The sequence below is a fragment of the Brucella pecoris genome (genome assembly GCF_006376675.1).
Lineage (GTDB): Bacteria > Pseudomonadota > Alphaproteobacteria > Rhizobiales > Rhizobiaceae > Brucella > Brucella pecoris.
In genome coordinates this window covers 1-18,554 of record NZ_VEWK01000026.1, presented here as the reverse complement: position 1 = coordinate 18,554, position 18,554 = coordinate 1, and the positions used below count along the sequence as shown (strand labels likewise).

Here is an 18,554-nt window from a genome sequence, read left to right as displayed (position 1 = left end):
CAGCACGCCAGATGCGAAGAGCAGCCAAGACAACCCGATCGCGACGCTCCAGCGCGAAATGAACCATGTGTTCGAGAGTTTCTGGGATCGGGCCGGTCATTTCGAATGGCCCTGGGGCAGTGGAGAGACGAAGTCCGACGTGGTTGAGACCGACAACGCGATCGAAGTGTCGATCGAACTGCCGGGCATGGAGATCAAGGACATCGAGGTGACGGTCAACGATGACATGTTGACTGTGAAGGGGGAGAAGAAGATCGAGCGCCAGGAGGAGAAGAAGGGATACTACCTCTCCGAGCGCAGCTACGGCGCGATCTACCGGACAATTCCGCTCCCCCCCGGCGTGGATGGCGAAAAGGCGCAAGCATCCTTCAAGAACGGGGTTCTGACGATCAAGCTGGCACAGACTCCCGAGGCGCAGGCCAAGGTCAAGCGCATCGAGGTCAAGAACGGCTGATTTGCCACATGGGGTGTCGCCGGTTTGCGGCGTCCCCTCCGCTCCGTGCGATATCGCACCGTCTGGCAAAGCCCCGGGGAGCTTGTCTCTCCAGGGCGGCTTTCGAGAGGCAATCATGAAAGACTTGCAACGATCTGGGCTGACCCGTGAACAATGGTCGGCGATGACGCTCTACGAGAAGTTCGAGCAAGTTGTCATTCTCGTCCTCAGCGTCATCATTGCGGCGATCGTCGTGGCGTCGGTCTGGGCGCTGATGCGCGAAGTCGTGAACCGCTTGCTTCTGGGGGCATTTGACACTCTCGACTACGCCACCTTCCAGGTGGTGTTCGGCATGGTCTTCACCGTGGTGATCGCGCTCGAGTTCAAGCGCTCCCTTCTTGTTGCGACCGAACGCAGCTTGGGGTCGTTTGCAGGAGGGGGCGGAATCCTACGCTAAGACTTTGGCCAGCGATATTCTCCGGTGAGATTGATGTGCTCCCATCCGAGAGGTGAGACGTGAGCCAGAACATCGGGCGATATCAGTTTTCCATCGCGTTTCTGGTTAGCGACGACTTCACCCAGCTTCATGGTGTTCCAGAAGATGATAATTGCCGCGAGCAGGTTCATGCCAGCGATTCGGTAGTGCTGGCCTTCGGCGGAACGATCGCGGATTTCGCCCCGGCGATGGAAGCTGATGGCCCGCTTCAGCGCGTGATGTGCCTCGCCCTTGTTGAGCCCTATCTGGGCGCGGCGTTGCAGATCGGCATCCAGAATCCAGTCGATCATGAACAGGGTGCGTTCGATGCGGCCGACCTCGCGCAAGGCCGTGGCCAGTTCGTTCTGCCGCGGATAGGAAGCGAGCTTACGCAAGATTTGGCTGGGCGCGATGCTTCCAGCGGCAATCGTAGCGGCGATGCGCAAGATATCAGGCCAATTCCGCTCGATTATGGCCTGATTGATCTTTCCGCCAATCAAGGTCTTCAAATGCGTCGGCGCGGACGAAGGATTGAATGCATATAGCCGCTTGGACGGAAGATCGCGAATCCGCGGGGCGAAGCGGTAGCCGAGAATGGCACATGCGGCAAATACGTGATCGGTAAAGCCACCCGTGTCGGTGAAATGCTCGCGGATATTGCGACCGGCATCGTTCATAAGCAGACCATCGAGGATGTATGGAGCTTCGCTCGCCGTTGCAGGAATCACCTGGGTTGCGAACGGCGCATACTGATCCGAGACATGACTGTAGGCTTTCAGGCCCGGGGTATTGCCATATTTAGCGTTGACCATATTCATGGCCTCACCTTGCTCTGTGGTGACAAAGAACTGACCATCGCTCGAAGCCGACGTACCCATGCCCCAAAACCGGGCCATGGGTAACGCCGCTTGCGCTTCGACAACCTTGGCCAGCGCCCGGTCGTAGGCTTCGCCTTCGACATACCATCGCCCTATGCGGATCAACTCCCAGAAAGTGTGGGTGTTCGTCGCGTCGGCCATCTTGCGCAGGCCGAGATTGACCCCCTCCGCAAGGATGACGTTCATCAGCCCGATCCGGTCAGCGCAAGGCGCTCCGGTGCGCAGATGCGTGAACGCTTCCGTGAAGCCAGTCGCTGCATCCGCTTCCAACAAGAGATCGGTGATGCGCGTGGGCGGGATCTGCTTGTAGAGATCAAGCACTAGATCTTCGGCGCCTGTCGGCGCGGCGGCTTCGAGCTTCTCAATATGCAGGACGCCGTTTTCGAGCGACCCGCCGGGAATCGTGCCCGAGCGTGCCGCACGGCCAAGCTCGCGCAACCGCATGTCGAGGCGAGCGTGCCGGTCTGCCAGCCATTCCTCCGGCCGCAATGGTACGGCGAGACGGCCGCTTTCCGCCACGGCTTGCGCCGGAACAAGTGCGTGTTTCAGATCGCCATAGCGCCGGGACTTGGCAAGCCAAACGTCCCCGGAGCGGAACGCATCGCGCAAATGGAACAGCACCGCGATCTCCCAGAGGCGACTATCACCAGCCGTCTGGGCACGAAGATGGCGATGCCATTTGGAGCTCGGTCGCAGGAAGCAGGTCAGCGCGGGATCGTTCAAACTAGTACGCAGGGCCGTCACCGCTTCTAGAAGCGGCAGCGCGACTGGCGCAGCCCGCAAATCGAGCAAGCGCAACATGCGAGGAGCGTACCGGCGGAAACGGTGATAGCCGTCGAGCACATGATTGAGCGGATCGGCAGTCATGGTGGCGGTTAGCCTGGCAGCCATCGCGACAAGAGTTTTAAATCCATCCCACCCTGATCCGCTCGCGATAACGTCGTTCAGCGACTGGCCGTCATCTCGTGCATCGACCAGGGCCCCTCCAATTGCAGCGAAGGATTTCAGGGTGTCGCGCACCGCGTTCGCCTCGTCAGCGACCTTCGCTTGGCAAATGCGCTCCGACGCCCGGTAGAGACGGCCGACGATCCGGTCGTGGGTTTCGACCACGGCATCAGCAAGCATCGCCTGCCATTCAGACGCGCACACCGCCAGAATCGCAAGCCGCCTGTCTTCCGGGAGATCACGCATGCCGTCGGCGTAATACCGTTCGCCCTGCCTGCGCAAACGCGTCACCCGATGAGCAGGAACACCAGCAAGCATATCCTCGGGAAGATCGACACGTTGCAGATACTCGAGCCGGTCGAGCAGCCGGTTGGCCGACGACGAGTTCGAGCCGAGCTCGAACTGACGCAGCCATACGAAACGGGTCACCCGATCGTCAGCCGTCTCCTCTAGCAATGCCAGTAACTGTTCCCGGATAGGCATGGACAACCGATCGGCAATCCGCGCCTCGATTTGCCGCTCGGCATCGACCAGAGCCGTGGCGCAGAGGCGCTCGATCGTGGATGTCGCGGGAAGAACCGTGCGGGTGCGACGGCATTCAGCCACAAAGCGACGGGCAATATCCTCGTTCGACACCGCTATCTCGGCTTCCCGGAACAGCCAGTCCTTCAATTCGCGCGCACCACGTCCAGAGAATGTGCGGAATCCGTAGAGCGCCCGCAACTCCGCCAGATGCTCATGTCGCGTCTCCTCACGGGCGGCATAGTCAACCAGATCCTCGGCATGCAAGCCGAGTTGTGCGCCGATAAATTCGACGACCTCTGCTGGAATCAGTTCGCCGGGTGCCAGCACCCGACCGGGATAGCGCAGGACGCATAATTGCAGGGCGAAGCCGAACCTGTTGTGTGGACGGCGGCGAAGCTTGATGTGGCCGAGGTCTTCATCACTCAACGTATAATGCTTGAGTAAATCCACCTGCGAGATTGGCAGACGCAGCAGCGCGTCCCTTTGCCGATCAGTGAGAGTGACGCGACGCGGCATCCATGTTCCTTTATCAAAATTCGAGGATGTTCAAGACGCTTTGTTTATGAAGCTGGTTGAGATACATTTCCAGCGATCAAATCATTTGTGGCAAACGCACCGCCTCAAACCACCGTTTGTGTAACAGGGAATAACAGGCAATGAACCAACGTGACCCGGATGAGAACGGTTGGCTTAGCTCTTCTCAAGCGTGGATCGACAGAATGCCAGATGCCGGCGATTTCGCGCGCGAGTTCATCCTCGACAAGCCGATGCTGGAACGAGCCGAATTGTCGGGCGCGGCAAAAATGTTGGATATCGGCTGCGGCGAAGGACGGTTTTGCCGTATGGCAAAGGAGATCGGTATCGATGCTGTCGGAATTGATCCAATCGAACCGTTTATTGAAAGAGCACGAAACCGTGATCCAGCTGGTAAATATCTCAACGCTTTTGCCGAGAAATTGCCTTTCTATGATGAAGAGTTCGACCTCGCAGTATTCTACCTGAGCCTTATCGACATTGACGACATACACACGGCGGTTCGAGAAGCCACTCGCATTCTCAAGCCCGGCGGAAGAATTCTGATCGCAAACCTGACAAGTTTCTGCACTTCCAATGGCACAATTGGGTGGATCAAAGGCGAAGACGGTCGTGCGTACCATCCTCTTGGAAACTATTTTGGTGAACGGGCAGAGTGGTTCGAATGGGATGGCTTGCGAGTGCGAAACTGGCATCGCCCCTTGAGCACTTACATGTCTGCATTGCTTGATGAAGGCTTGAAACTGACGTTCTTCGATGAACCGAGACCATCTAGGGGTCCACAAGACAGGGTGCAAAGGTATCTCACGACGCCATTCACCATGGTCATGGAATGGCGGAAATGTTAATCGGCTATGGACGCATTTCCAAAGCTGATGGGTCTCAGTCGCTCGACCTGCAACGCGATGCCTTGAGCGCTGCCGGCGTCGAACAAAACAAGATCTATGAGGATCGCGCTTCCGGCAGCCGTGAGGATCGCCCTGGTCTGACCGCCTGCCTCAAAGCATTGCGTGACGGCGATGTGCTGGTTGTCTGGAAGCTTGACCGTCTCGGGCGGTCTCTTGCCCATCTGGTCAACACGGTGAAGGATCTGTCTGATCGCAATATCGGTTTGCGGGTGCTGACCGGAAAGGGCGCTCAGATCGACACCACAACAGCATCCGGCCGCATGGTCTTCGGCATTTTCGCAACCTTGGCCGAGTTCGAGCGTGACCTGATCCGCGAGCGCACCATGGCCGGTCTCGCTGCTGCAAGAGCGCGCGGTCGCAAAGGGGGCCGAAAATTTGCCCTCACCAAAGCACAGGTCCGTCTCGCACAGGCCGCCATGGCGCAGCGCGACACTTCCGTTTCCGATCTTTGCAAGGAACTTGGGATCGAGCGCGTCACTCTCTATCGCTATGTCGGCCCGAATGGCGAACTAAGGGACTACGGTAAGCGCGTTCTCGGCTTAACGTAGGATTTCGCCCCCTCCCGCAAACGCCCCCTTCTACGATGAAGGCACGGCAGGACGGATGATCACGGAGTTCGACCTGCCGGTATTGGGTGACGACTGCGAAGCGCTGCATTTCGGCGCCATCAGCCTGATCCCGGAGCCCTGCGGCTCCACCTACGAAGCGCTGCTGAAGCGCGAGCACGAAAAGCGTGTGGTCTCTCTCGATCCCAATATCCGCCCTGGCTTCATCAAGGATAAGGCCTCCCACCTCGCTCGTATTCGCCGCATGGCCGCGATGTCGGACATCTTGAAATTCTCGGATGAGGATCTCACGTGGTTTGGGTTGGATGGTGACGAAGCTGCGCTTGCGCACTATTGGCTCCGTCACGGGGCAAAACTTGTCGTTGTTACGCGCGGCGCGAAAGGCGCGACTGGATATACGACCAATCATAAGGTCATGGTGCCTAGCGAAAAGGTACAAGTGATCGATACAGTCGGAGCAGGGGACACGTTTGATGCGGGCATCCTGGCTTCGTTTAAGATTCAGAACCTTTTGACAAAAGCCCGGATCGCGAGCCTGACGGAAGAACAAATTCGAAGTTCATTGTCACTCGCCTCAAAAGCCGCGGCGGTAACCGTTTCGCGCGCGGGCGCCAACCCGCCGTTCACGCATGAGCTCGACGCCGTGGGTGTGGAAGGCGAAGCGCGCTAGCTGTCTGGTTGTGAGACCTCATTGGCATAATAAAGCACATCATCTACTTTGGCCATGAGTTCGTCGTCAATTGCGCGTTTGTAAAGAGGGTTGTCGTCACGTTTGTCTTACCGGGTTGCGATAGCTCGGAAGTTTTTGAGTTGGTTGAAGAATCTATGGACAGCGTTGCGCTGTTTATAGGGCACCGTAACCTTAACGTCGATATAAGTATAATAGGGCATCCGGTGTTGTCACGTTAAGTTTCTCTGGCCGGAAAGGCCAGGGGCTCGTAGATATTCAGGCGAAACAGGCCGCAATTTTCCATGCATCGAAAGCTTCGAGGCGATGGTAGCGAATTGTGTGTGCGGCTCGGCGACGAGATGGAACAGAGAAACAATTGCGGGTCGCTGAGTGCATGGAGACGAACCGTTGCAACGCTCCAGGTGACCGATGACCTTGCATGGTTCGCTCCCGTTGGCATTGCCGTTACGACGCAATGGACTTGCTTCAGCAGTTAGTTTGGAGAGACATGGCTGTGCCTTGTTGCCATATAAGAGGAGCGGGGCACGCGCTATCTTCAACCTGAAAGATGTCAATGATTTTTCCAAAATACACGAGATGGCTGCCATATTCATGTACAGCGTCGCGCTCACAGAAGACGGAGGAGAGACAGCCTTCAAGCCAGGGCAGGCCCCTCGGGCCTTCGTGCCAGAGAGGGCTTCGGAAACGCTCTGCCCGCGTTTTGGAACTTGAGAACAATCGCAGGATTGGCTCGTGCGCTACGCTCAGAATGTTCACACAAAATAACCCCGTCTGTTCCAGGACCGGGGCGGCCGACGCGGTGTGATTGATCGCGAACATCATGGAAGGAGGAGACATCGACAGGGAGTTCGCGGTGGTGACAGCCAGGCCATGATAATCACCGGCGGCATCGCGGGTTGTAACCAATGCTACGCCTGTTGCGGCATTGCGCATTGTCAAACGCAGGCCATTTGCAAGATTTTGATGGAGCAGGTTGCAGGGTGTGGTTTCCGCCATGGATTTCCTCCTTCTTCGTTCATTGGCCCTTTTGGACCCGCTACCTATCGATTTCGGGTTGTTTCTATGGCCTGACGCATCAGACGCTGAGTGGCTTCACGGGTCTTGAAACCGGCATGGCTGGTCATAGTGAGATTGGGTGCTGAAAGCAGCGGGTCATCGGGGGGAAGCGGCTCCATTTCGAATACATCCAGCCCGGCATGACGTAAATGACCGGATTTTAGCGCCGCGATTAGAGCGCTTGTATCAATGAGACCAGCCCGTGCAGTGTTTATCAGGATCGCTCCGGGGCGCATACGGGCGATATGCTCCGCCGATAGAAAGCCATGCGTCTGGGGATTTAACGACAGGTGCAGCGAGATGAAGTCGCTGCCGGAAAGCAGATCATCCAGCTCTGTTGCGCAGTCAGCCCATTCCGCAGGCAGCGGCGAACGGTTCCAGATTGATACTTTCATGTCGAGGGCCTGCGCCATGCCAGCGAGGCTGCGGGCGATGCCGCCGCCGCCTATCAGCCCCAGCCGCCGCTCGCCCAGTTCCATACCTTCCAGTGGATCCCAGATTCCGATACGCAGCGCCCGGTCCATGTCCGCCACCCTGCGCGCAGATGCCAGCATCAGAGCCAGCGCGTGCTCCGCCACTGCGCGGTCGCCATATCTGGCTACCCTGTCGACGACGATACCTGCCTTGGCGCAATACTCCATGTCGATATAGCTTTGTGGACCACTGCCCAGAAACAATATACGCTCCAGTCGCGGCAATTGTGACAGAAGCGGTGCGGTCATCATGGTGTGACCGTTCCAGATAACAGTGGCATCCTGGCAGAATTTGGCTATCTCCGATGCCGGCATATCGCCAAGATAGACTTTCATGTTTCTGGCATGGTCGGGCCATTCGAGACTGAGCATCTCATACATCAGATCGGAGCAGTCTATATAGGCGACGGAGGGGGAGCTGTTGTGGGTCACGGGTCAGGCACCGATCAGTTGGGACAGGTCATGATGGGCGGCCAAAAGGCTGCGAGTATATTCGGTAGCCGGATTGGTGAAGACGTCCTCGGTGGGGCCGATCTCCAGTAACCTGCCGTGATACATCACCGCGATACGGTCGCAGATATAACGCGCCACATCGAGGTCATGGGTGATGAAGATCATCGACATTCCAAGTTCCGTCTGTACATCCGCCAGCAAATTGAGGACGCCGGCACGTACGGATACGTCCAGCTTCGACACGGCTTCGTCAGCGATGATTACCTTGGGATTGAGCGCAATGGCGCGGGCGATCGCTACACGCTGGAGCTGTCCGCCGGACATCTCATGCGCATAGCGATCAGCATGAAGTGCCTGCAGGCCGACACGCTCCAGAAGCATGACGATCCGGTCAGAAATATCGGGCTTGGATATACCTGCCGCTACCAGCGCCTCACGCAACGAGGCACCCATGGTCTTGCGTGGATTGAAGCTGCCGCCGGGATCTTGAAAGATCATTTGCATCTCGCGCCGAAAGCCGCGCAATCGGCTTTCCGCCATATTCGTAATGTCGCGGCCCTGATATTCTATCGACCCCTCCATTGGAGTGTAGAGCCTGAGCAGCGTGCGCCCGAGTGTTGTCTTGCCCGAACCGGACTCCCCGAGAAGCCCCAGGATTTCTCCCGGTCGTACATCGAAACTTACCCTGTCGATGGCCTTAAACAGGCTATGCCCACCCGATTGGGGAAAGGAGACACTGAGGCCGCGCACCTTGAAGAGCGGTGTTTCACCGGCCTGTTTTTCAAGCAACATGCGCTGGGCGGGGCTGGCCTTGGGGCGGCCATTGGCACCGGCAAGCTCAAGCGCTGTATCGATCAGACGGCGCGTATAGGGGTGTTGCGGTTTGCGGAACACCTGTTCAGTCGGCCCGGCCTCGACAAGCTCTCCCTTGTTCATTACCGCAACCCGATGGCAGAAGGATGCCGCAATCGGCATATCGTGCGTGACGAAGATGACGCTGGCATCAAGCTTGCGCTGCATTTCGAGAAACAGATCCAGCACTTGCTTCTCGACAATCTTGTCGAGGTTCGTGGTAGGCTCATCGGCGACGATGAGGTGCGGTTTCAAGGCCGCGACCAGTGCGATCAGAGCGCGTTGCAGCATGCCGCCACTCAATTGGTGGGGATAGAGCGTGACCGTTTCCTGTGCGCGTTTCACTCCGACATCGTTTAGAAGGCGCACAGCCTCGGCTTGGAAGCCGTGCTTTATGCCGGTACGCCGCAATACATGCTCGAAATGCCAGCCGATGGTCTTGCACGGATTGAAGCTGCCCACGGGGTCTTGAAAGACCATCGCCATGCTGACGCCGCGCAGGGTGTCGAATTGACTGTCCGGCATTGATTGCAGATCATTGCCTTCAAAGCTCATTTTCTCGGCAATGGCGGTGGCGGTTTGCGGTAGAAGGCGCAGCAGGGCAAGTCCGGTCATCGTCTTGCCGGACCCGGATTCTCCGATAATGCCGAGGATCTCTCCCCGCTTCACAGCAATGTCGACCCCTTTAAGCACTTCGGTGCGGCTGTCGCCCCTGCCAAACGAAACGCGAAGGTTCATCAACTCAACGAGATATTCGTTCATGATGCTAGCTCCTCTCGCGCAGTCGTGGGTCGGTTAGATCACGCAGGCCGTCTCCAAGCAGATTGAGACCTAAAAGAGCAGCTGAAATCGCAAGCCCGCTCATGCTGAGAACCCAAGGTGCGCGGCTGAAATATTCGCGTCCGTCCGACATGATGCCGCCGAGTGAAGGCGTCGGCGGCTGCACGCCTAAACCGATGAATGACAGACCGGCCTCCAGGATGATGGCAAAGGCCATACCGGCGGAAGCTTGCACCAGAAGGGGCGCAGAGATATTCGGAAGAATTTGCGTCAGCATGATCTCGGTAGGCCGCCGGCCCATTAATCGTGCCGCCTGCACAAAAGGATCATCGCGTACCAGCAGTGTAGAGTTGCGTGCAATTCGGGCGAAGATCGGCAGGTAGACGAGCGAAATCGCAAGAATGATGTTGAAGGTCGAAAAACCGAACAGGATCATCAGCAACAGGGCGAGAATAAAGCTTGGAAAAGCGAACAGAAGATCGGCAACGCGCATCAATATGACGTCGGTCCAGCCGCCATGATAGGCGGCGGTCAGGCCCATGCCCCCGCCAATCACGGTGGCAAGCAGGATGGCAACGAAGCTGATCATGAGGGAAACCTGTCCGCCTGCGAGAACCCGCACGAGCACGTCGCGGCCGAAACTATCCGTACCAAAGGGATGGAGCAGGCTGGGAGGGGCCAGCGTGGCCATGAAATCCATGTCCTCGGGACCGTATGGAAGTATCAGCGGGCCGATGACAACCGCCAGAAATACGGTGACGCAGATGGTCAGACCTGCCAGCGCGGTTTTGTGGTGCAGAAAGCGCCCGGCAAGCGAGTTGTGCCCAAGAAGATGGATCATCGTGACCTCCGGGGATCAAGAATGCTACACAATGCATCCGTCAGCGTATTAACCAGCAGGACGATGGCGAGGAAGATCACGGTGCAGGCGAGAAGCACCGGGATGTCTCGCAAGAAGGCACCGTCGACCATGAAGGAGCCGACGCCCGGAATTCCGAATATGCGCTCAACCACGACAACGCCGCCGAGAATATAGCGAATCTGGAGGCCGATGATTGTGAGGTAAGGGATCAGGGCATTACGCAGAGTGAAATGTAAGAAAACGAAGCGTGGTTTTAGTCCGAAGGAACGCGCAGCCGTCACATAGGGGCGGTTCATCGTTTCAAGCAGCACCGCGCGCAATGTGCGGGCAAAGACCGCCGCCATGGGGGCCGCTATGGCCAATGCCGGCAGAAAGCTGGCATGTATAGATCCTGGAAAATCAGAAAAAGGCGAGACATAGCCATAGGTCGGGAACCAGCCCAGGGAAAGGGCGAAAAAGAAGATCAGTACGTAGCTTAGCCAGAAATCCGGCATCGAGATGCCCAGAACCGAGACTGACGTCGCTATCGTGTCGCCGATCCGCCCCCGATGATGTGCGGCATAGATGCCGAGCACCAGTGAAATTGCGATAGCGAGAAACAGTGCGTAGAAACCGAGGAACAATGTGGCTGGCAGCTTGCTAGAAAGCAGGGTGGAAATCTTCTGCCCGCTGGCAATCGACAGTGAAACGCCGAAGTCGCCCGTTGCGGCATTGCCGAGCCAGGCCAGATATTGCACCAGCACAGGCTTATCCAGGCCATGTTGTCGCTCGAATGCAGACACGGCCTCTGGCGTCGCCTGTTCACCAAGTACGGATAAAGCGGCACTTCCGGGTGCGGCCTTGATCGTCAGGAAGACCACCAGAGATCCCACCAGCAACAGGATAATGGCGCTCAGCAGCTTGCCGAACAGCAGCATCAGATGGCGACGCGTAGCCTGCCCCGGAACAGGCAGGCTACGGCTTTTCTTCACGAGCGATCCGACTTCCGTCATTAAACAAGGCTCAATTTTACGAACTGATCGGCAAAGTTGGAATAGGGCTTTTGAACAAAGCCCTTCACGTTGGAAGCAAGCAGATTGTGAATGTTCGACGTGAAGCACGGAATAATGGGCATTTCCTCGATCGCTTTCGCTTCTATCTCGTGATAAAGCTCGGCCCGCTTTGCAGGATCGAGTTGGGCGCGCGCCTGTTCGAGCAGGGCATCGATTTCAGGATTGGAGTATTTGCCCATGTTGCGCCAGCCTTCAGTATGCAGGATGTCGCCGACATATTCATCGGGATCGATAAAGCCCAGCCAGCCCCAGACACCAGCCACGAAATCGCCTGACGTCTGGCGTGCGAAGGCGGCGTTAGAGTCTGTTACGCTGACAGTGAATTTCGTGCCAAGCACCTGATTGACCTGAGCTACGAAGATTTCGGCATAACGTTTCCACCAGCCGCCGCCCCATGTCACCACCTCAACCGGATGCTCGTCGGCCTTGTATTTCGACTTGGCCAGTTCGGCCTTGGCCGCTTCAGGATTGAAGCTGGTAAGCGGGCGTTCGCCGGGCGTGAAATAGTCGCCGAGAAGTGGCGGGAAGAAGCCGTTAAGCGGCGCCCCTTCGCCGAAGAGGACCGTTTGCACCATCGCCTCGCGCTGGAAGGCCATGGAGACCGCGCGGCGGAAGTGGACGTCATCGAAGGGAGGCTTTTTCAAGTTGAGGGATATAAAGCGAACATTAAGCCCCGGCTGGCGTAACACCTCAACATCGCTGTTGTTCATCAGTTGCGGCACGTCCGAGGTCGGCACGGTGGAAGTCATATCGATCTGCCCGCCCAGAAGCGCTGTCACGCCGGAAGGCTCCTCTACAATGAGAGGCACATGGACGGTTTTGATTGCCGGGGCGCCTTCAAAATAGTCCTCGAAAGCCTCCAGTTTCAGCCCCGTGCCGGCATCCCAGGTCGCCAGCTTGTATGGACCCGTGCCGACGGGTGTGCGGGCATAGCCCTCTGGTCCAAGCTTTTCATAAGCAGATTTGGAGAGAATCTGGGTTCCGGTGCGGGCATTGGTCAGGAAGGTCAGAAGCGGAGCGAAGGGGCCTTTGGTGTGGATTGTCAGGTTGAGGTCGTCTATCACTTCGACGGTCTCGATCGCTGCCACTTTAGAGGCATTGGGCGAAGCAAGGTCCTTGTCGAGCAGACGTTCCAAAGAGAATTTCACGTCTTCTGCAGTCAGCGTCGAACCGTCATGGAATTTGACGCCGCTGCGCAGCTTGAACCCGAGCGCGCCGTTTTCGTGCAGCTCATAGCTTTCGGCAAGGTCCGGGACGATCTGCATTTTATCGTCAAATGTTAATAGCGCATTATAGAGACCCCAGATCATATAGAACTCTGGCACCAGCGATGCCTTGCCGGGATCAAGCGTATTCAACACCCCATAGCCGGTGATCGCTGCACGCAGCACGGTTTCCTGAGCGAATGCAACACGCGGCGACATGCCCAGTCCTGCGAGGCCAAGGAGGGCACCCGTGCCCGCCATAAGGCTGCGGCGGCTGAGCTTCATCGTATTTTCCATGGTATTTTCCCCTTTTTGTTATTGTGTCGGACGGGCCGGGAGCGCGGTCAGGTCAATCCCAGGTTTTCGTGCAGGGTTTTGCCTTCGTATTCGGTGCGGAAGAGCCCGCGCCTGCGCAACTCCGGCAGGATGAATTCAATAAAGTCATCAAGTGAATTTGGCAGGATTGGCGGGCATAGATTGAAGCCGTCTGCAGCCCCGGTTTCCATCCAATGCTGCATGTCATCTACGATTTCTTCGGCGGAGCCAATGACGTAGCGCACGGTAAAACCCGCCGCTACCTGCTCGTAGAGCTGGCGAATGGTCATGCCGGTCTCGCGCGCCTGCTTCAGAAGTCCGCTGCCGATAGAGATTTTATCGGTGAAATGATCTTCGGGAATTGGCTTGTCAAGGTCATAGCCGGAGAGATCGCCGGCGAAGCTGTAAAGCTGGGCAAGACCTGCCAGCGGATCGATCAGCGCTTGAAGAGCATCGAACTTCGCCTGCGCCGCTTCGCGTGTTTCCCCGACATAAAAGGCGAGTGCGGGCATAATCAACGGGGCATTGTTCTTTCGTCCCTGTTGAGCGGCTCGTGCCTTGATGTCCGAATAGAAAGCGCGTGCCTCGTCAACGTTCTGCGCGACCGAATAGACGACATCGGCATATTGTGCAGCAATATCGCGCCCCTTGTCGGAAGCTCCGGCCTGCACGATCAGCGGTCTGCCCTGCGGGGTCACTCCCGAGGTCAGCGGCCCGCGGACCTGAAAGTGCTTTCCCTTATGGTCGAGCACATGCATTTTCGTTGGGTCGTAGAACTGACCGGTTTTCTTGTCGTGCGTGAAAGCGTCAGCTTTAAAGCTGTTCCAAAGGCCGCAAACAACCTCGACGAATTCCTGCGCCCGGTCGTAACGCTCATCCTTGGGCAGATTTTCGGTGCGGTTAAAATTCAGCGCCTCCTGCTCGGACCATGAGGTAACGACATTCCAGCCGGCGCGACCATGGCTGATCATGTCCAGTGACGCATAGCGGCGGGCTATGTGATATGGCTCGTTATAAGTGGTAGATGATGTCGCAACCAGGCCGATATGGCTCGTGGTGGCGGCGATGGCCGAGAGAAGCGTTAACGGCTCAAGATCGGCATTGCGCATGTCATGCGAAAGCGATCCCTCTGGCTTGGCCTCGTTACGCACAGCAAGGCCATCCGCGAAGAATATCATGTCGAGCTTGGCCTCTTCCGCCTTCCGGGCAATGTCCCGGTAAGCCTCGAAGCGGGTAATGCTGGCCGGATCGAAATCTGGATGCCGCCATGCCGCCAGATGGTAGCCTAAATATCGCATCGACAGGCCGAGTTTCATATTCTTCAAAACGTTTCCCTCGTCATGTGATTGGCGTCGATCGGCGCCATTGTTTTTTTAGGTTATTAAACCTGTTAAGGTATACTGAAATCACTGTGATGCTTGCAAGGGCTTTCTGCAAGAATTTTTGTTTTGAGGCAGGCATTGCGCGGGATTTGTAGCGGGGCCGCTTATCTTTATCGGCGACATGCTTATTGATTAAGCAAATAATTATAATTAGTTAATACGGCAACCCATTGCTGGAGCCCCAACGTAAAATTGAGTCACGCAGCCCGGATATTAGGGAAGGGTGGATGGATGGGGTGTGAGAGAATAAAAGTGCATAAAGAATCATTGACATGTTTCAGTATACGGAATTTGATAGAACAACCTGAGTTCGGCTAGAGCAACATGACACATTCAAATATCATCCAGCCACAAGACGCTACGGATCTGGCGACCGGTCTGGCCTCCCTTTCGACGGGAGATCTGGTTTATTCCGGACTGAAGCAGCGCATTCTGGGGCACGAACTGGAAATGGGTGCTCCTTTACGGGAGGAGGATGTGGCCAATTGGTTTGAATCCTCGCGAGCGCCCGCCCGCGACGCTTTGCGCCGACTGGAGCAAGAGGGATTGGTGGTGCGCAACGGACGGCGTTATGCGATCCGCAGTTTCACTTATCACGAGGTGATGATCACTTATCGGCAACGTGCAGCGCTTGAATTCCTTGCCGTGGAATATGCCGTCAAACGTGGCCGGGCGGCGCTCGCACCCGTTGAAGCGATCCTGGAGCAGCAGAAGCTTGCGTTTGCAGCCGCCACTCGTTCGCAGTTCAGCCAACTCGACCGCGCATTTCATCTGGCGCTTGCAGAACTCAGCGGCCAGCCGCTGCTGGTGAACGAATTAAGTATAATTCTGGATCGCGTTCAGCTTTTACGCACCACCGAATTGCGGCGCGACGCAGGACCGCAGGGGGCCTATCTGGATCATTGCCGAATCTTCGATGCCCTGAAGCGAGGGCAGGCGAGCATTGCGCAGGCGGAACTGGAATATCACTACGCGACCACCGTGCGTCTTCATGCCGATCTCGATACCGCTGAAGTCACTACGCCCCCGGAGATGAGATGACTGATTACGCAGGCGATTGCCAGAACCAATTTCCCTCCCTTTGGTCCGCCACCGCGACCGAGAATGATCCGTCGACTCCGCTGGATGGCGACACGCGCTGTGATGTTGCCGTTGTCGGTGCTGGTTACACTGGCCTCAGCGCTGCAATCGAGCTGCAACGTCGGGGCGTTTCGGTGTGTGTGCTGGATGGCGGCTTTCCTGGTTGGGGCGGCTCGGGACGCAATAGCGGCGCGGTAATCCGTGGCTTCAAGAACAGCCGCAGCGAATTGGTGAAGGAGTTTGGCGAACAGCGCGGCCGCGCAATGGCTGATTTTGGCGCCAAAGTTAGCGCGCGGGTATTCTCCCTGATAGACGAGTTCTCCATCCGTTGTGATCTCAAGCGCACCGGCTGGATCCTGCCCGCACATAATAAGGGGGGGCTTGCGCGTATTGAAGAGCGTGTGCGGCTGTGGACGGAAGACGGCTTTCCGGGGCTTTCGATGATCGCAAGGGAGGATCTGGCGCGACAACTGGGGTCACAGCATTATATTGGCGGCATGATAGACAGCGAAGGCGCGTCGCTCAACCCGCTTTCCTATGCGCGGGGACTTGCCCGTGCCGCCATGGAGTTCGGTGCCCGCGTGCATCGGGAAACACCGGTCACTCATATTCGACAGGCATCGGCTGGCTGGCGGCTTGAAACTCCGCGCGGAATGGTGCATGCCAAACAAGTTCTTGTGGCGACGGATGCATATTCCAGCGGGCTTGAATCCTCACTGGATCGCAGCACCGCGACAGTGCATACAAACATCGTGTCAACCTATCCGCTGCCAAAAGATATTGCTGATTCAATCCTTCCGGGCGAACAGGCAGTCTCCGATATTCGCCGCATTCTTTACTACTGGCACAAGGACCCGCATGGCAGGATTTTGTTTGGCACCCGCGGTAGTCTGCGCGGCCCCAACTCCGAACGCGAATTCAATCATGTGCAAGCTGCCATGCTGTCTGTATATCCGCAACTTGCGGGGCAGCCGATTGAATTCCGTTGGTCAGGCAAAGTAGGGCTTACGGGCAATTTTGTACCTCATATAAATCAACCCAAACCCGGTTTGTGGACTTCGCATGGTTATTGCGGACGCGGCGTAGCCATGGCCACCGCTTATGGCACTCTGGTGGGGCAGGTGATAGCTGCCGATCCGGGGATCGGTGAGCTGCCAGTACCGCACGGTCCGGCGCCCAGTATGCCGCCGGAGCCATTGCGCGGGATGGGAGTGATAGCGGTGACCAATTTTTATCGTCTGCTTGATCTGGTGAATTGAGGCCCGATTGCAGTCATGTGTTAGCATTACAGTTGCGTTTTTAGATGACTTCTGAATCCATGAGTTTCCATGATTCGGAGGTCATGGATGACAGGTGTATCGATTGAGACGACGCTGGAGCTTTGGGCATCGTCGCTGCGGGATGTGAAGGCGCGAATGCGGCCGTTGTTCACGCAGGAGCGTGTTGCGGTTTCGGCCGGACAGTTCCTGGGGCTCTGTCGCAAATTTTTAGATATTCCGCGCTATACGTCTTTGCTTTGTATGGTCAAGGAAGGCGTGAAGCGGATGGCAGTCGAATTCAAGGGCGCTCACTTTCCCAAAGATGTCATCCTGTATGCGGTCTTCTTCTACGTCCGCTATCCGGTTTCCTATCGTGAGCTTCAGGAGATACTGGCTGAACGTGGCATAAGAGTTGATCACGCGACTTTGAACCGATGGGTTATTCGCTACTCTCCTAGGGGGGGGGATGACTTCTATTACTCATAAATATATGATATTGAGAGTGATAGAAATGGATGTTATCGCTCATGCCCTGGAACTGGACACAGCCTGATTGGCCGCATTTTCGCTATGACGCCTCGGCGCTCGCCGCACTGGAGCAGCGATTTCTGCTCTCCTCCGGCGAGGTCATCGGCGCTGTGCGTCACATCGATCCCGACGACCGCGACCGATTGCGTATCGAACTCTTGAGTGATGAAGCAGTTAAGACGAGCGCGATTGAAGGCGAAACATTGGACCGCTTGAGCGTCCAGTCATCACTACGGCGACAACTCGGCCTGGACCCGGACCGGCGTTCGGTACAACCGCGTGAACATGGGATCGCGGAAATGACGGTCGACGTTTATGGCACCTATGCCCTGCCGCTTGATGACGCCACTTTGTTTCGGTGGCATACCATGTTGATGGCAGGCAGTCGGCATCTGGAAAGTATCGGTGCTTATCGCAGCCATTCCGACGCTATGCAGATCGTCTCTGGCCAGTTGAACCGTCCGACGATTCATTTCGAGGCGCCGCCATCAGCGCAAGTACCGGAAGAAATGCATCGGTTCATATCGTGGTTCAACGCAAGCGCTCTGGCCGGCGGCACGCCCCTCCCCGCGCTTACCCGCGCCGGGCTCAGTCATTTATGGTTCGAAAGCATCCATCCGTTCGAGGACGGCAATGGGCGGCTTGGTCGCGCGCTGGCCGAGAAAGCGCTCGCCCAATCGCTGGGGCAACCGAGCCTGATCATGCTCAGTTTTACCATCGAACAGAAACGGAAAGCCTATTACGATCAACTGGAAATCCATCAGCGAACCCTCGACGTCACTGAATGGTTGGTGTGGTTTTCTCAGACTGTGCTGACGGCGCAACAAACGACGCTGGATCGCGTCGCCTTTTACATCGCCAAGGCGCATTTCTACGACCGGTTCAGGGGAGCGTTTAATACCCGTCAGGAGAAAGTCATTGCGCGTCTGTTCGAGGCGGGACCGGATGGCTTTATCGGTGGCCTCAGTGCCGACAACTATCTGGCCATAACAAAGACCTCACGCGCAACCGCCACCCGCGATTTGCAGGATCTGGTCGACAAGGGTGCGTTGACGCGCAGCGGTCAGCTTCGATTCACCCGATACGCCCTGAACTGGAGGCCACATGGACATAAATAACGTATTGTTAGTAAACACATATTTTCGCTATACGAAATCAAATATAGTCATTGTTTTCGTTACCGCGACGTTAACCATAGTGGCTTATCACCTCCGATAAGTATAGGTTATCGGAGGTGAAATGTACGAGGCACTTGTACGTGCTGTAAAACAATGGTATCAATGGCGTACGATCAATTTCGGA

The 18,554-nt window shown here is 56.7% G+C and carries 15 protein-coding genes and 4 pseudogenes; 10 read left to right on the top strand and 9 right to left on the bottom strand.

What is annotated here, in order from left to right:
• Positions 1–454, top strand: a 454-nt coding sequence (locus FIB18_RS23700; RefSeq protein WP_140023316.1) for an Hsp20/alpha crystallin family protein, incomplete at its 5' end; no start/stop codon positions are given.
• A 115-nt stretch (positions 455–569) separates the two neighbouring features.
• Positions 570–890, top strand: coding sequence for a phosphate-starvation-inducible PsiE family protein (locus FIB18_RS23695; RefSeq protein WP_235894965.1), 321 nt, complete (start codon positions 570–572; stop codon positions 888–890).
• Here the strand turns inward: FIB18_RS23695 and FIB18_RS23690 are convergent.
• Complete coding sequence (locus FIB18_RS23690) at positions 887–3,772, bottom strand: Tn3 family transposase (protein ID WP_140023314.1); 2,886 nt, start codon at positions 3,770–3,772, stop codon at positions 887–889. The two genes, FIB18_RS23695 and FIB18_RS23690, sit on opposite strands and share 4 nt — an antisense overlap.
• A gap of 140 nt (positions 3,773–3,912) precedes the next feature.
• Here FIB18_RS23690 and FIB18_RS23685 point away from each other — a divergent pair, with 140 nt between their 5' ends.
• The 3 genes and pseudogenes from FIB18_RS23685 to FIB18_RS23675 form a co-directional block, all read left to right on the top strand.
• The gene (locus FIB18_RS23685) at positions 3,913–4,638 is read left to right on the top strand and encodes a class I SAM-dependent methyltransferase (RefSeq protein ID WP_024899850.1); all 726 of its coding nucleotides are present in this window, start codon (positions 3,913–3,915) and stop codon (positions 4,636–4,638) included.
• Entirely contained in the window at positions 4,632–5,246 is a 615-nt protein-coding gene (locus FIB18_RS23680; protein WP_024899851.1) for a recombinase family protein, read from the top strand. The genes FIB18_RS23685 and FIB18_RS23680 overlap by 7 nt, the downstream gene beginning before the upstream one ends.
• Positions 5,247–5,262: 16 nt before the next feature.
• Positions 5,263–5,934, top strand: a pseudogene (locus FIB18_RS23675) (PfkB family carbohydrate kinase); the annotation flags it as partial.
• A gap of 276 nt (positions 5,935–6,210) precedes the next feature.
• On the opposite strand, the pseudogene FIB18_RS25535 reads toward FIB18_RS23675, so the two are convergent.
• From FIB18_RS25535 to FIB18_RS23635, 8 genes and pseudogenes are all read right to left on the bottom strand, one after another.
• Positions 6,211–6,390: pseudogene (locus FIB18_RS25535) on the bottom strand (IS6 family transposase); the annotation flags it as partial.
• Positions 6,391–6,420: 30 nt separating this feature from the next.
• Complete coding sequence (locus tag FIB18_RS23665; RefSeq protein WP_140023312.1) at positions 6,421–6,951, bottom strand: flavin reductase family protein; 531 nt, start codon at positions 6,949–6,951, stop codon at positions 6,421–6,423.
• 44 nt (positions 6,952–6,995) lie between these two features.
• Positions 6,996–7,916: a 2-hydroxyacid dehydrogenase gene (locus FIB18_RS23660; protein ID WP_140023310.1), complete on the bottom strand. Its 921-nt coding sequence runs from the start codon at positions 7,914–7,916 to the stop codon at positions 6,996–6,998.
• Between the two features lie 3 nt (positions 7,917–7,919).
• Positions 7,920–9,551, bottom strand: a complete 1,632-nt coding sequence (locus FIB18_RS23655) for a dipeptide ABC transporter ATP-binding protein (RefSeq protein WP_140023308.1) — start codon at positions 9,549–9,551, stop codon at positions 7,920–7,922.
• 4 nt (positions 9,552–9,555) lie between these two features.
• Positions 9,556–10,410, bottom strand: coding sequence for an ABC transporter permease (locus FIB18_RS23650; RefSeq protein ID WP_140023306.1), 855 nt, complete (start codon positions 10,408–10,410; stop codon positions 9,556–9,558).
• A complete protein-coding gene (locus FIB18_RS23645; protein WP_140023304.1) occupies positions 10,407–11,423 on the bottom strand; it encodes an ABC transporter permease in 1,017 nt (338 codons plus the stop codon). The genes FIB18_RS23650 and FIB18_RS23645 overlap by 4 nt, the downstream gene beginning before the upstream one ends.
• Positions 11,423–12,985, bottom strand: a complete 1,563-nt coding sequence (locus FIB18_RS23640) for an ABC transporter substrate-binding protein (protein WP_140023302.1) — start codon at positions 12,983–12,985, stop codon at positions 11,423–11,425. Before FIB18_RS23640 ends, FIB18_RS23645 begins: the two co-directional genes overlap by 1 nt.
• A gap of 47 nt (positions 12,986–13,032) precedes the next feature.
• Complete coding sequence (locus FIB18_RS23635; protein WP_140023318.1) at positions 13,033–14,319, bottom strand: LLM class flavin-dependent oxidoreductase; 1,287 nt, start codon at positions 14,317–14,319, stop codon at positions 13,033–13,035.
• Positions 14,320–14,709: 390 nt separating this feature from the next.
• On the opposite strand from FIB18_RS23635, the gene FIB18_RS23630 reads away from it, so the two are divergent.
• From FIB18_RS23630 to FIB18_RS23610, 5 genes and pseudogenes are all read left to right on the top strand, one after another.
• Positions 14,710–15,426: a GntR family transcriptional regulator gene (locus FIB18_RS23630; RefSeq protein ID WP_140023301.1), complete on the top strand. Its 717-nt coding sequence runs from the start codon at positions 14,710–14,712 to the stop codon at positions 15,424–15,426.
• Complete coding sequence (locus FIB18_RS23625) at positions 15,423–16,724, top strand: NAD(P)/FAD-dependent oxidoreductase (protein ID WP_140023299.1); 1,302 nt, start codon at positions 15,423–15,425, stop codon at positions 16,722–16,724. The genes FIB18_RS23630 and FIB18_RS23625 overlap by 4 nt, the downstream gene beginning before the upstream one ends.
• Positions 16,725–16,793: 69 nt before the next feature.
• Positions 16,794–16,934: pseudogene (locus FIB18_RS23620) on the top strand (IS701 family transposase); the annotation flags it as partial.
• Positions 16,935–17,009: 75 nt separating this feature from the next.
• Positions 17,010–17,183, top strand: a pseudogene (locus FIB18_RS23615) (IS6 family transposase); the annotation flags it as partial.
• Between the two features lie 68 nt (positions 17,184–17,251).
• Positions 17,252–18,370: a Fic family protein gene (locus tag FIB18_RS23610; RefSeq protein ID WP_140023297.1), complete on the top strand. Its 1,119-nt coding sequence runs from the start codon at positions 17,252–17,254 to the stop codon at positions 18,368–18,370.
• Positions 18,371–18,554 lie beyond the last annotated feature (184 nt).

Excerpts from the sequence above, each read along its gene's own strand:
- FIB18_RS23630 (WP_140023301.1), top strand. The coding sequence starts at position 14,710 with ATGACACATTCAAATATCATCCAGCCACAAGACGCTACGGATCTGGCG.
- FIB18_RS23665 (WP_140023312.1), bottom strand. The coding sequence starts at position 6,951 with ATGGCGGAAACCACACCCTGCAACCTGCTCCATCAAAATCTTGCAAAT.
- FIB18_RS23610 (WP_140023297.1), top strand. The coding sequence starts at position 17,252 with ATGCCCTGGAACTGGACACAGCCTGATTGGCCGCATTTTCGCTATGAC.
- FIB18_RS23685 (WP_024899850.1), top strand. The coding sequence starts at position 3,913 with ATGAACCAACGTGACCCGGATGAGAACGGTTGGCTTAGCTCTTCTCAA.
- FIB18_RS23640 (WP_140023302.1), bottom strand. The coding sequence starts at position 12,985 with ATGGAAAATACGATGAAGCTCAGCCGCCGCAGCCTTATGGCGGGCACG.
- FIB18_RS23650 (WP_140023306.1), bottom strand. The coding sequence starts at position 10,410 with ATGATCCATCTTCTTGGGCACAACTCGCTTGCCGGGCGCTTTCTGCAC.
- FIB18_RS23625 (WP_140023299.1), top strand. The coding sequence starts at position 15,423 with ATGACTGATTACGCAGGCGATTGCCAGAACCAATTTCCCTCCCTTTGG.
- FIB18_RS23635 (WP_140023318.1), bottom strand. The coding sequence starts at position 14,319 with ATGAAACTCGGCCTGTCGATGCGATATTTAGGCTACCATCTGGCGGCA.
- FIB18_RS23680 (WP_024899851.1), top strand. The coding sequence starts at position 4,632 with ATGTTAATCGGCTATGGACGCATTTCCAAAGCTGATGGGTCTCAGTCG.
- FIB18_RS23695 (WP_235894965.1), top strand. The coding sequence starts at position 570 with ATGAAAGACTTGCAACGATCTGGGCTGACCCGTGAACAATGGTCGGCG.
- FIB18_RS23655 (WP_140023308.1), bottom strand. The coding sequence starts at position 9,551 with ATGAACGAATATCTCGTTGAGTTGATGAACCTTCGCGTTTCGTTTGGC.
- FIB18_RS23645 (WP_140023304.1), bottom strand. The coding sequence starts at position 11,423 with ATGACGGAAGTCGGATCGCTCGTGAAGAAAAGCCGTAGCCTGCCTGTT.
- FIB18_RS23690 (WP_140023314.1), bottom strand. The coding sequence starts at position 3,772 with ATGCCGCGTCGCGTCACTCTCACTGATCGGCAAAGGGACGCGCTGCTG.